This window comes from Pyrinomonas methylaliphatogenes (assembly GCF_000820845.2).
Lineage (GTDB): Bacteria > Acidobacteriota > Blastocatellia > Pyrinomonadales > Pyrinomonadaceae > Pyrinomonas > Pyrinomonas methylaliphatogenes.
Genome location: NZ_CBXV010000008.1, coordinates 672,238 through 685,423, shown reverse-complemented (window position 1 = coordinate 685,423; position 13,186 = coordinate 672,238). Strand labels below are relative to the sequence as shown.

Sequence of the window (13,186 nt, the reverse complement as noted above, 5' to 3'; positions counted from 1 at the left end):
CCCATTCAGGTTAAATGCCGTCTTGTTCCTCCACACCTTAGCCACAAGGGGACGAGACGACCATGAGGTCATACGGGCTTTCGATATGCGCATTCTGCCTTCTGTGTTTTGCCTCGATCTCAATCGCAGCACAGGCGCCTTCATCGCGGGATGACAAGATGAAGGCGCTGGACCAGCGCGTCCGCGCTGAGATCTCCAAGTTCAAGGGGCATGTCAGTCTTTTTGCGAAGAATCTCGATACGGGAGCGAGCTACGGATTCGGCGCCGACGACCGCGTGCGCACGGCGAGCACGATCAAGGTTCCGATCATGGTCGAAGTCTTCGCGCGCGTCGCTGAGGGCAAAGCGAAATGGGATGATGAGTTGGTCCTGACGGAAGCGAAGAAGGTCTCCGGCTCCGGCATCCTGCTTGAGCTTTCCGACGGATTGCGCCTCACATTGCGCGACGCCGTGCGCTTGATGATCATCCTTAGCGACAACACGGCGACCAATCTTATTCTCGATCAAATCACGACGGATGCGGTGAACGATCGGATGGACCAGCTCGGGTTGAAACAGACGCGCGTGTTGCGGAAGGTCGGCGGCGGCGGCGAGAGTCGCGCCGGAATGATCCCTGAAAACAAACGTTTCGGCCTCGGCGTGAGCACGCCGCGCGAGATGGTCGCGCTTTTGGAAAAGCTCGAGCGCGGCGAGGTCGTCAACACTGAAGCTTCTCGCGAGATGTTGGCCATCATGAAGCGCCAGCAATATCGCGACGGGATCCCGCGCGCGCTACGCGGCGTCGAAGTGGCCAACAAGACCGGCGCGCTCGATCGCTTGCGCAGCGACGTCGGCATCGTCTATACGCCGCGCGGTCGCATCGCGATGGCGATTACGTGCGACGACATGCCGGAGATCATCTGGAGCGTAGACAATCCGGGGCTACTTCTTATCTCGCGGCTCGCCTCGCTTCTGGTTGATGGTTTGAGCAAATGACGCACGTCAATGGCTCGTCACATAGTAACCTTGGCGCGCGCGCACGCGCAGATCAGGACGCGCCGCAACGCGCACGGCGATGCGACGGAAAGTCCCTTCGGGCGCTTCGACCGATGAGTAATATTGCAGCAGATATTGTGAGCGCAGCTCGGCGGCTATTTGGCGGAAGGCCGGTTCGAGATCTTCGAGCAGGTTTGGGAGGAAAGTCGTTCCGCCCGTCGCTTGCGCGATCTGTACCATCCCCTCCTGACCGCGCGTGCTGATCTTATTGAGCCAGATCGATTGACCGCTCGGGTTGATAGCGTAGAAGACAGCATCGGCGCGCTGCACTTCAGCGAGCGCTGCCGCCGCGCTCTTGTACTCTTCGCTATGATTATCCTCGCCGTCCGAGATGACGACGATGACGCGGCGATGGCGCGCCGGCGTCGAACGCTCAAGATATCTCGCCGCCTCCGCGATCGTATCGTAGAAAGCCGTCGCTTTATTGGCCGGTTCGATTGATAGAACTTTTTGTGCCGCTTCTTCGGCTGCTGTCCGCTCCTGAATACGCCTGGGCTCCTCATCTATAGCGAAGATCGTGGCGCGATCGTTCTGTTTGAGAACCTCACGTAGAAAACGAGCGGCGGCCTCCTTCTCGAAATCGAATTTCGCTTTGACGCTTCCCGAAACATCGAGCAGAAGCGCGAGTTCAATAGGCACTTGATCGGGATCGCCGATCTGCGCTATCTCCTGGCGACGCCCTTCTTCCTCGATGATGAAATCTTTCATCGTCAAGCCGAGCACTGGATCGCCTTTCGCGTTCGTCACGGAGACGGGGACGACGACCAGTTTGGAGCTGATGCGAACGACCTCCTCATCCTCATCGCTCTTTGTCGATCGCTGCTGAGTCTGGCGCGGCGTGTTGGGCGGCGAACCGCCTTGCGCGATTGAGATCGTACAAAAAGAGATAACCAGCACCAGAGAGCATAACAAGGTCCGCCCGAAACACCAACGATCCGTAACCCTCTGTTCGAATCGAATCATCTTCGCATCAAGGCCAAGAAGAAAGGCGCGCCCCCGCTCTGAGCTGCACGTTCAGCGCGCCTTCTTACCGGGTGCCAACCCAAGAAGTCCACCATCGCGCGGCGCGCGAAAAGGTTGGCACAATTGAGCTCGTCCTTACAAGCCCGGATTGTTGCTCCCGGTCATCCTGGTTGTCGTTGTTGGCGCTGGGGGCACGTTCATCTCCGGCGCCGGTTGCGTCAGCCCTCGACTGACGAGCAGCCTCACTTCGACGCGACGATTGCGCGCTCGCCCCTCGCGCGTCGTGTTATCGGCAACGGGCTGCGACTCGCCGAAGCCATAGGGCGTGATGATGCGGCGCAGCGGTATCTTGTGAATCTCGACCAGATAGCGCACGACCGCATCAGCTCGACGCTGGCTGAGACGGCGATTGAACTCCGGACTGCCCGTTGCGTCGGCAAAGCCGGTGACTTCGATCATATACCCTTTCGCCTGCTGAGCCTGTTGCGCCAGTTGGTCCAACTGCGCTTTAGCCTGCGGCGAAAGCACCGCGCTCCCGACGCGGAAGTTGACCGTCAGAACCTGCTGTGGGACGTAATCATCGAGCGCGGAGATTCGCTCGTTAGTCGCACGCACTCCGGCGACGGCGGCATCGGCCGTCGCCTGCGCAGCTACCGCACCGCCGCGCGCTGCATTTGAGATCGCCGCCAGCTCTTCGAGCTGGCCAGAGAGGCGTTGCGCGTTCTGCTCGACCTGCGACAAGCGCGACTCGGTTGAACTGACGCGCGATTCAACTGGCGTCACCCGCGCTTCGAGCGCGCGCGCCACGCGCAGTTCGTCATCGGAGAATTGCACCTTCTCAGCCACGAGCTGCCCGGTCGTGTCGCCGCGCCCTTCAACCTCAAGGTTAAGGCCGGGCAGGATGTCAGTCATCGCATAGTTCTTGGCGCGACGGAACGGATTGCTCTTGCGCTCCTTCACGCTCGTGCGATCCGTCAAACGCACGACCGTGTCTACGCCGTTCGCATCACGCACGACGAAATTGTCGCCGTTGCGGCGCACGACCACGCCTTTGATCTTCATCTTCTGGCCGTTGGCGACGGAACGCACGGAAGCTCCTGCAGCAGGGGCCGTTTGCGTGCCAGCATCTTGTGCGCTCTGCGCTAACGCCGCTGGAGCGACGATGAGCGTCATGGCGAAGAGAACCGCTCGCAGGATCGTCAACTTGGTCTTCATATTCTCAACTCCCGTCTTCTGGAATTCGACCTCAAGGGATCACAAGATCCATTCTCGCCGAGATCGCCGTGGATCCTAGTCTCTCCTTCAGGCTCATTATACCTCGATCTGTCACATCCACTGGCTTTTAACTGACCGCCGTTGACGTTCGATGCCGAACGCCAACAGCAGTCGCTCTTTTTGATGCGCCCAGGGCTCTCTTGGGATCATTCCCACAAGAGGGCCTTCAGCCTTCCTTCTCCAACACGACTTTGACGCTCGCCGACTGACCCGTCTCCACCTTCACGTCGCGCACGACGGCTTGCTTGAATCCGGGTGCGGTGACGGTCACAGTGTAAGTGCCAGCCGGAAGCGAGGCCACGTTGAAATCGCCTTTCTCTGAAGTCGTGGCATTGAACTCAGCGTTCGTCGCGCTGTTCTTCACCACGACGGTCGCCCCCGAAACGGCCGCTCCCTGTGCATCGGTGACCGTTCCGGAAAGCGACCCTGTTGCGCCGGTCTGGGCCGAAGCGAACAGGCTGCTCGCTAAAGCGAAGATGAGCATCAAACTCAACGTACCGAGAATCCTTCTCATTTCCCCCTCCCGCGTTCGATATTTTTCGAGGCTCCTTAAACCTCGTTGACGACGCTCTCGCGCCATCAATTCATCGGTGCATTTGAGTTCGATGCTGATTCTGAGCTCAAGGTGAGGGCGCGTCAAGGGGGTTCGCCGTCTTATCATTCAATCGCTAGCTGATCGCAACAATAGGTGAAAGGCTTCGATTGCGCGAGGTGAAACACCCGCCTGCGCGGCGGGAAAAATTAATGGGGGCAACGGTGCGCTTGCCCCCATTACGTCGGAGTCTTCCGGAATCTCGCTTAAAGCGAGAACTGACCAGCTTCGAGCACCTGTTTGATGTGACCGAGGAAGCGTTCCGCATCCGCGCCATCGATGATGCGGTGATCGAAGCTCAAGGCGAAATATGACATCGTGCGAATGGCGATGTAGTCGTCGCCTTCCTCGTTGGTCATCACCTTGGGCCGCTTCTCGATCACGCCGACGCCGAGGATGGCCACTTGCGGCTGATTGATGATCGGCGTGCCGAACAGGCCGCCAAAGACGCCTGGATTGGTGATGGTGAAAGTTCCGCCCTGAACTTCATCAGGTTTGAGCTGTTTGGCGCGCGCTCTTTCCGCAAGATCATTGGCCGCTTTAGCCAGTCCCGCGATCGACAGTTCATCGGCCCGTTTGATGACGGGCACGATCAATCCCCAATCGAGCGCGACGGCCATGCCGAGGTTGATGTCGCGTTTATAGATGATCTGATCGCCGCTCACCTGCGCGTTGAAGATCGGATAACGGCGGATAGCGCTGATGACCGCTTGAAAGATGAACGGCATGAAGGTGAGCTTCGTCCCGTGCCGTTCGAGGAACGATTGTTTGTGTTGTTCGCGCAAGCGCGCGACGCGCGTCATGTCTATTTCATAGACGGTCGTGACGTGCGCCGAGATCCGTTTCGAAAGGATCATGTGCTCGGCGATCTTCTTGCGCATGACGCTCATCTGCTCGACGCGATCGCCCTCCGCCGGCTGGACCACGGGAGCGTGAACGGGTTCGATGATCGACGGCGCCTGCGCGACGGGTTGCGCTGATGGCGCTTCGGGCTGCGGCGCAGTTGGCGTCGGTTGTTGCTCCGGCGCTGCTTTCTGGGCCGCTGCGCCACCCGATTCGATGAAACTCAGGATATCGTTCTTTGTGACGCGCCCGCTCATCCCCGTGCCTTCGATCTGCGCGAGATCGATCCCGTGCTCGCGGGCGATCTTCCGCACGAGCGGGCTCGAGCGCGTCCTTCTCAGCTCTTCAACCGTTTGACTCGCTCTGGTGACCGGTCCGCTCTCAACCGCAGGTGGTTGCTGCGCAGCCGTCGCAGAACCATTGGGCTGCGGCTGTGGCGCAGGCGGCGCAGGAGCCGTCGCGGTCTCGGTCCGCGCAGATTGCGTAGTCACACCTTCAGCGGCGGCCTCAGGTTTTTGTGTCTCCTGCGGCGCGGAAACGCCCGCGCCTTCGCCACCGATGACGGCCACCACCGTTCCCACAGGGACGGTATCGCCCTCTTTGAATCGGATTTCAACGAGCGTTCCGGCAGTCGGCGCGGGGATCTCCGCATCGACTTTATCGGTCGTGATCTCAAACAGCGGCTCGTCGCGTTCGACGCGCTCGCCGACTTTCTTTAACCATCTCGTGATCGTCCCTTCCGCGATGGATTCGCCCATCTGCGGCATCACCACTTCTGTGCTCATAAGTTTCTCCCCAACGGGTTTCCGGTATTGGGCATCAGGTGCTCCAGCAAGTTAACTTGTCGCAAAAGCCTGCGCTCGGAATCGATGAAGGATCGCTTCAAATCGCAAGCAACGAACGCGCGGCGTTTTTCGCTCAATCTATTTCGTCGATCCCTCATCGTCCGCACCTGACGCTTAGTATGCGGCCAACCTCCTCGCCGCGTCCACGACATCCTTCACCTGCGGCAGATGGTACTCTTCGAGCGGCGGCGAATAGGGCACTGGCGTATCCGTCGCGCCAATACGCACAACCGGCGCGTCCAACCACTCGAAGGCTTCTTCGGCGATCAATCCGGCGATCTCGCCGCCGATGCCGCCCGTGCGCGGCGCTTCGTGCAGGATCAAAGCGCGACTCGTTTTGCGCACGCTCGCCAGAATCGTCTCTCGGTCGAGCGGCAGCAGCGTTCGCAGATCGATCACCTCGATGTCCAATCCTTCGCGCTCCAACTCTTCCGCCGCATCAAGCGCCGTCAGAACCTGCGCGCCGAAGGTGATGATCGAAAGATCGTGTCCTTCGCGCGCGACCCGTGCGCGCCCGATCTCGACGATGTAATCGTCCTCGGGTATCTCTTGCCGCAATCGCGGCAGCCGATAGAGCTTCTTATGCTCGAAGAAGAGCACCGGATCGGGATCGCGGATCGCCGCTTTGATCAGCCCCTTCGCATCATACGGGTTCGATGGTTCGACCATCTTCAACCCCGGCGTGTTCATGAAGAAGGACTCGACGTTCTGCGAATGAAACGGGCCAGCATGCACGCCCGCGCCGCACGGCCCGCGAAAGACCGCCGGAATGCCCGCGCCCCAACGGTAGCGGCACTTCGCCGCGAAGTTGGTCAGCATGTCGAAGCCGCACGAGATGAAGTCGATGAACTGGAATTCAGCCACGGGGCGCATGCCCATCAGCGCCGCGCCGCACGCCGCGCCGACGATGGCCGCTTCCGAAATCGGCGTATCGATCACGCGCTCGGGGCCGAAGTAATCGATCAGCCCATCCGTCACCTTGAACGCGCCGCCATAGACGCCGACATCTTCGCCGATGACGAAGACGCGCTCATCGCGTTCCATCTCTTCCCAGATGCCTTGGCGAATCGCTTCGACGAATGTAACCACGCCGCCGCGCGCCGGACGTTCCGCCTTCTGCTCTTTTTTGAACGCTGTTGCCATGCTTTGAATCTTCAGATCGATTTCGACCGATTTTTCCGCTCAGCTCCTCTCGCTCGCCTCGGAGTTGCTACTTCAAATAGTGCTGCGCCACATACGGATGCTTCGGGTTGACGACCAACCGCCGCTCTTTCGGTTCGACGACGAGATTCATCTCTCCGAGCAAGCTGACGCCCATCGAGGGCTCAGCTTCGCCCCGGCAACACGCGCGCGCGCCTCGTCGCCGCGCGATTGGCGAAGCGCACTTCAAGCGGGCTGTGGTCAGCTTTCGCATGGTCGTTCTATCGCTCCAAAACCTTTGGCCGAAAAGCTGGCGGCACGATGGAGTTATCGTACACATTATACGCCGCTCGTTCCGGTTCCGGCAGCGGCGAGCTTTCAGCCCACGCGACCTCCTCTTCGAGTTCCTGCTTGATGCGCGCCGTGATCTGGTCGAGTTCTTCGCGCGTCGCGATCCCTTGCGAGGTGAGATGTCGCTCGTAACGATCCACTGGATCGCGCTTCTCCCACAGCTCCAGTTCTTCGCGCGGCACGTAGCGTTGGTCGTCGTGCTCGGCGTGACCTTTGCGCCGGTAGGTCTTCGCCTCGATCAACACGGCGCCGCCGCCGGAGCGGGCGAAGTCAACGGCGCGCTTCGTTGTTTCGTAACAAGCGATGATGTCGTTGCCGTCGACGATGTAGCCGGGAATGCCGTAGCCTGCCGCCTTGTCCGCCAGATTCTTCACCGCCGTCTGTTTGTGCGTCGGAGTGGAATACGCATAGCAGTTATGTTCGGCGACGACGATGAGCGGCAAGCGTTGTACGGCGGCGAAATTCAACCCTTCGTGGAAAGCTCCGGTGCTCATCCCGCCGTCGCCGATGTATGCGATGGCAACGATCTTTTTCTGCTGCATGCGCGCGGCCAAGAGCACGCCTGTCATCACCGGGATCATGTCACCCAAGTGCGAGATCGGCCCGATGAAGCCGCGCTCCATGTCGCCGAAGTGGATGTTCAGGTCGCGCCCTTCGGATGGACCCCACGCTTTGGCCATGTACTGCGCGAAGATCGCACGCGGGCGAATCCCCTTGGTGAGCACGGCGCCCAGATCCCTGATGAGCGGCGCGATGAAGTCGCCCGGCTCGAGCGCGTAGCAAGTGCCGACGGCGGTCGCCTCTTGACCCAATGAGCGATAGACGCCGCCGATCACTTTGTTCTGGCGATAGAGGTTGACGAGCCGCTCTTCGACCAGTCGCGTGAGCTTCAGGTAGTAGTAAAGCTCCAGCATCTGCTCGCGCGTCAAACCGGTCTCAAGCGAACAGATCAAACCTTCGTCGATCGCCGGAGCCTGCACGCCTTCGACGATCTCAACCAAATGAACGGAATCGCGCCCGGCGGTCGTTTGCATGGCGACGCTTGTCGCCGAAGCGCCGTTTCCGCCGCGCTGCGCGATTTCGCCAGTCCCCGCTTCATCGAGCGCGACGGTCGCAGCGTCTACGACCTCGGCGGTCCGCGCCGTTTCAGTCCTGTTCGACGTGCGCTTCTTTCCGTTGGCTCTGGTCGATTTGCCTCGCGATCCCCGTTTGTTTGTCATGACTCTTCAGACTTCGGACCGGATTCCGATGATGCTGGACCAGAGAGGGCCTTCGCTTCGAGCCCGTTCAGATCCTCTGGCCATCGCAGGGCCCGGTCCAGCTTAGAAATGGATTGCCAGCTTGTGCACGTCTTCGGCAGCCTCCATCACCGATTCGGAAACGGTCGGATGCGCGTGAATCGTGCGGCCCAGCTCTTCCGCCGTCGATTCGAGCTGCATCGCCACGCACGCTTCGGCGATCAACTCGGTCGCGTGCGGGCCGATGATGTGGACGCCCAGGATCTCATCGTACTTCGATTCGCTGACGATCTTGACGAAGCCTTCATCCTCGCCGAGGATGCGCGCCTTGCCTGAAGCCGTGAACGGGAACTTGCCAACCTTGACATCGTACCCAAGTTCGCGCGCCTTTTGCTCCGTCAACCCGACCGATCCGACCTCCGGATCGCAGTAGGTGCACGATGGGACGAGCCGCAGGTTGATCGGCTGGACCTGCTTGCCGGCGATCTGCTCGACGGCGAGGATCCCCTCTTTGGAAGCGAGATGCGCAAGCCACGGCGTCGGGATGACGTCGCCGATGGCATACACGTTCGGCTCGCCCGTGCGCAGATACTCGTCAACTTGAATCGCCCCGCGTTCGACCTTGATCTTGGTCCCTTCTAATCCAAGCCCTTCCGTGTAAGGCATACGACCGACGGCGACGAGGAGCTTCTCCGCCTCGATCTTCACGGGTTCGCCCTTGGATGTTTTGCCCGTCACGATCACGCCCGTCTTGGTGCGTTCCACGCCGTCGAGCTTGGTATCGAGCTGTAACTTGATGCCGCGCTTGCGGAACGCGCGCGCCAATTCGTTCGAGATCTCTTCGTCTTCGAGCGGCAGCAGCCGCGGCATGATCTCGACGATGGTCGTTTCGCATCCGAAGCGCGAGAAGATCGAAGCGAATTCGACGCCGACGGCTCCGGCGCCCATCACGATCAGCGATTTCGGGACCTCTTTCAATTCGAGTATCTGGTCGCTGTTGATGACGCGGTCGCCATCGGTCTCAAAGCCGGGTATGGGCCGGACGACCGAACCCGTCGCGATGACGATGTTCTTGGTGTGAACGGTCTCCTTTTTGCCGTCTTCGCCGGTGACCTCGACGCGACCGGGAAGGTTCAACCGTCCGGTGCCCTTGAAGACGGTGATCTTGTTCTTCTTCATCAAGAACTCTATTCCTTTGGAGTTCTTGGTGACGACCTGCTCTTTGCGCTTTTGAACTTGGCTGAAATCGTAACCGACGTTGGAGGCGAGAATGCCGAACTCGGCGGCATGCTTCATCTTCTCGTAGATATATGCCGATTGAAGCAGTTGCTTGGTCGGGATGCAGCCGCGCAGCGTGCAGGTGCCACCCAAGCGTTTGTCCTTTTCGACGATGGCCGTGCGCAGACCTAACTGCGCCGCGCGAATCGCGGCCACGTATCCTCCGGGACCGCTTCCGATGATCGTCACATCAAACTGTTCTGTCGCCACTTCCACTCCCTCTCATGATTGCTTTGTTGATTTCGACATGGAATCGGTGATGAAAAGCGGAAAAGGACTCAAACTATAGATCGAGCGTAATGGCCAGCCCCCTCCACCCGTATTTTCATCACCCGACGGAAAGCATGGCATTATAATGCTTCCCGCCCTTTTCATCCAATCAAGCGCCGATCTAGCTGCAATTGAATCTTGCCCGATGTGATTAAACGCGCCTTTTGCTGGTCATCGGCTCAACGCGCCTTGTGGTTGTGATGAGGCCCGTTCGTTCGTGTAGCCTATTTGAAATTTCGCGGATCAATCGCCGACGGCTTGCAGCCTGGTGCGCTTTTCGGTCATGCGCGTCTCGGCTTTCGGTAGGATGATGTGGAAGGTCGTGCCGCGCCCGACGGCGGACTCGACGCTGATGCGTCCGGCATGCTCTTGCACGATGCCATAAGTGACAGCCAGCCCCAGTCCGGTGCCCACGCCGACGCCTTTAGTCGTGAAGAACGGGTCGTAAATGCGCGGCAGATCCTCGGGCGCAATGCCGATGCCCGTGTCAGCGACTTCGATGGAGACGACGCCATCCTCTTCGCTCGTCGTCAACGTGATGCGCCCTCCACCGATGATGGCATCGCGCGCGTTCAAGAGGAGATTAGTAAAGACTTGCTGCAACTTTCCGGCGTTGCCCCAAACGGGCGGTAAGCCATCTTGATAACGCCGCTCGATCTCGATCTGCCCTTTGCGAAGCTGCGGCTCAAGCAATTGCAACGTGTCGTCAAGCACGCGGTGGATATCGACGGGGCCGAATTCGGTCGCGCTGCCCGTGCGCGAGAAGTTCAACAGGTTGTTGACGATGCCGGCGGCTCGTTCCGCTTGGCGATGGATCTTCTCGAGCAGCCCGTGTTTCGGATCGGTCGGCGGTATCATCCCCAGAAGCATCTGCGTGTAGCTCGATATCCCAGTGAGCGGCGTGTTGATCTCATGCGCGACGCCCGCTGCCAACAGACCGATGGAAGAGAGCTTCTCCGCCTGTTGCAACTGCTCTTCAAGCTGCGTGCGCGCCGTCACGTCTTCGAGTACGACGAGCGTCCCCGTGTTGCCGTAAACGTCGGCGCGTTGCAGCGGGGCCAAAGCGATGTTTAGGACCAGTGCGCGACCGTCGCGCGTCGCGACGCGCAGCTTATACTTGTGGCGCAGTTCGATCAGGTTCCAGCCCGTGCTGCCGAGAAGCTCGTCGAGCGTCTCGGCGAAGTTCTCATCGAAAAGCTCTTCGACCCGGCGACCGATGATTCGCTCACGCTCAACCTGCAACATCTCCTCAAGGGCTGAGTTGCAGCGCGTGATGCGCCCTTCGAGATCGACGGCGAGAAGACCGATGTTGACCGATTCGACGATCGATTCGTTGAACTCTTTGAGCTGTTCGAGTTCCGCCGCGCGCTTCTTCTGCTCCTGATAGAGCAAACTGTTCTCGATGGCGACGGCGACGTAGCCCGAAACGGTGCGCAAAATCTCCAGATCTTCCGACGAAAGCAGCGCGCCATGCGCCGAGCGGCCCAGCCCGATCACGGCGACCATCGCATCGCGCACCGTGCACGGAACGTAGTAGTGCAGCGGACGCCGGATCGCGCCTTCGGTTTCCGGGACGATCTCGAGATCATCGGCGCGCACGATCCCGGTCTTCGCTGAATGGACGCGGAGCGCTTCACGGAAATCCGCCGGCAAAGAGATCTCTCCGCTGAGGCCGACGGCGCGGGCGAGCCTGTAACCGGCAGGCTCATGCGCGTCTTCGATGAAGATGGCGATGCGCTCGACGCCGAGAACTTGCTGCAAACGGTTGATCAGCGCATCGAGCAGCGGATCGAGCGCGGTGGTCGCTGAAAGCGTCCGTCCGAAATCGAGCAGGCTGTTTCTCAAATCATATCGCTCACCGTAGAAGAGCCGGTCCGTCTTCTCCTGCAAATAGTTTTTGATCGGAGCCGCCGTCATCACGATGACCGCCATCGCCATCACAGCGACGACAAAGCGCAGCGTGACCATTCCGGGTTGCAGGTCTTCGCTCCCGATGGCGTAAAGTCCCGCCGTGTAAACCACTGCGCCGATCATGAGCGCGATCGCCAGCGTCGTCAGCGCATAAACGGCAGCGCGCCGGACGACGATATCGACATCCATCAAACGATAGCGGACGACTGAATTGCCGAAGGTGAGCGGAATGAGCGCGAGCGGGATGAGCGCGAGGTCCGTAAGCCAATTCTCCGCCACCACGCCCTCCAGCAGATAAGCCATCGCATAAAAGAGCGTGAACGGAAGGATGGCCAGCGCCGATCCCCAAACGATCCACTTAAGCTGCTGGCGAACGATGGCGTTCTCGCTCCTGAGGAATCGACGCACCAAGATCGCCGCGCCGGCGACGAGCGCCAGCCAGAAAAGGGCAAATGACACCCAGTACAGGCCACCAACCCAATCCTCAGGAACCTTAAACCGTGACGTCGGAACGAAGTGAACGAGCGCTGCGAACCCGATGAGCGCAAACGCCGGGACATAAAGCAATCCAGCTAACCAGCGCCTTCGCGCGATGAGATGCCGTCGAACCGGATAGATCGCGCAAAAGTGAAGGAAGAGCGGAGCGAAGAGGATCAGCGCGGAAGTGTCGAGAAACGCGATCGCCAGATCCAAATCCTCGTAAGTCCCGATCGGCTTGTAGAAATGGAAGACGAAGGCCGTCAAACAGAGCGAAACGAAGTGCGAGACGAAAGGCGCGCGCCCGCCTTGCTTAAAAAGCACGAATAGCCCAACAAAGAGATAGACGAGGCCAACGGCTTGAATGATCAGATCGCGCGCCGTCCAGCGCTCTATCTGGTCCAGCCCGTAAAGATCCGCGTAATAGAAGCGCGTTTCGGGCGGAAATGACGGGCGTTCGATCAAATAGTGGAGATTGCCGCCGACCCCCGCTTGCTCAAGATAGATCGAGATGTTCGATGCCGAATCTATCGCTTCATAACGCAGGTCATCGAAGGCGATGGCGATCAGATGATCTCCGGGCAAAATGCCTGCGCGCTCGCCAACCGACCCCGGCGCGACGGCCCGCGCGATGATCCCTTTATTCGTCTCCTCCCACTGGACGCCATCGGTCGGCGGCAGATCGTGCGTCAGGCGCTGCGCGAAATTGAGCGCACCAGCGGCGAACAGCACCGCCGCCGTCATCAAAAGCACCCAAGTTCGCGTTGCCAGCACCGGATTCTTCATCCTCTCAGGTTAAGCCCCGCTTTCTCGGGAGCAAATGCCGTTCCATTCACCCGAAACCTTAAAAAGCTCCCGCCCCGAGGCGCCCAAGGCACCTCGGGCCCAGCGCGTAAATAGCTCTTTTGCCGAAACTTTGACGAAAAACTTATGCCTCACTTAATCCGACATATGGCCTCTCAGCCGTGG

General features: G+C 59.8%; 10 protein-coding genes. 1 reads left to right on the top strand and 9 read right to left on the bottom strand.

Annotated features, from left to right (window positions below; translation table 11 throughout):
* Nucleotides 1-158 precede the first annotated feature (158 nt).
* On the top strand, nucleotides 159-974 hold the full coding sequence (locus PYK22_RS14170; protein ID WP_041978287.1) for a serine hydrolase: 816 nt from the start codon (nucleotides 159-161) through the stop codon (nucleotides 972-974).
* Nucleotides 975-980: 6 nt separating this feature from the next.
* On the opposite strand, the gene PYK22_RS16975 is transcribed toward PYK22_RS14170, so the two are convergent.
* From PYK22_RS16975 to PYK22_RS14125, 9 genes are all read right to left on the bottom strand, one after another.
* Nucleotides 981-1,997, bottom strand: a complete 1,017-nt coding sequence (locus tag PYK22_RS16975) for a VWA domain-containing protein (protein WP_083437877.1) — start codon at nucleotides 1,995-1,997, stop codon at nucleotides 981-983.
* A gap of 135 nt (nucleotides 1,998-2,132) precedes the next feature.
* Nucleotides 2,133-3,212 carry an OmpA family protein gene (locus PYK22_RS14160; RefSeq protein ID WP_041978284.1) on the bottom strand — a complete coding sequence of 360 codons (1,080 nt, stop codon included), beginning with the start codon at nucleotides 3,210-3,212 and terminating at the stop codon, nucleotides 2,133-2,135.
* A gap of 226 nt (nucleotides 3,213-3,438) precedes the next feature.
* Nucleotides 3,439-3,786 carry a carboxypeptidase-like regulatory domain-containing protein gene (locus PYK22_RS14155; protein WP_157770900.1) on the bottom strand — a complete coding sequence of 116 codons (348 nt, stop codon included), beginning with the start codon at nucleotides 3,784-3,786 and terminating at the stop codon, nucleotides 3,439-3,441.
* A gap of 284 nt (nucleotides 3,787-4,070) precedes the next feature.
* A complete protein-coding gene (gene sucB / locus PYK22_RS14150; RefSeq protein WP_041978280.1) occupies nucleotides 4,071-5,492 on the bottom strand; it encodes a 2-oxoglutarate dehydrogenase, E2 component, dihydrolipoamide succinyltransferase in 1,422 nt (473 codons plus the stop codon).
* A gap of 174 nt (nucleotides 5,493-5,666) precedes the next feature.
* Nucleotides 5,667-6,695: an alpha-ketoacid dehydrogenase subunit beta gene (locus tag PYK22_RS14145; RefSeq protein WP_041978278.1), complete on the bottom strand. Its 1,029-nt coding sequence runs from the start codon at nucleotides 6,693-6,695 to the stop codon at nucleotides 5,667-5,669.
* A 67-nt stretch (nucleotides 6,696-6,762) separates the two neighbouring features.
* Nucleotides 6,763-6,966 (bottom strand): hypothetical protein, encoded by a 204-nt coding sequence (locus tag PYK22_RS17805; RefSeq protein WP_041978275.1) that lies wholly within the window; start codon nucleotides 6,964-6,966, stop codon nucleotides 6,763-6,765.
* 7 nt (nucleotides 6,967-6,973) lie between these two features.
* On the bottom strand, nucleotides 6,974-8,263 hold the full coding sequence (locus PYK22_RS14135) for a thiamine pyrophosphate-dependent dehydrogenase E1 component subunit alpha (RefSeq protein WP_211197719.1): 1,290 nt from the start codon (nucleotides 8,261-8,263) through the stop codon (nucleotides 6,974-6,976).
* Between the two features lie 102 nt (nucleotides 8,264-8,365).
* Nucleotides 8,366-9,769 (bottom strand): dihydrolipoyl dehydrogenase, encoded by a 1,404-nt coding sequence (gene lpdA, locus PYK22_RS14130; protein ID WP_041979124.1) that lies wholly within the window; start codon nucleotides 9,767-9,769, stop codon nucleotides 8,366-8,368.
* 303 nt (nucleotides 9,770-10,072) lie between these two features.
* Complete coding sequence (locus tag PYK22_RS14125; protein WP_060635700.1) at nucleotides 10,073-13,003, bottom strand: ATP-binding protein; 2,931 nt, start codon at nucleotides 13,001-13,003, stop codon at nucleotides 10,073-10,075.
* Between the last annotated feature and the right edge of the window lie 183 nt (nucleotides 13,004-13,186).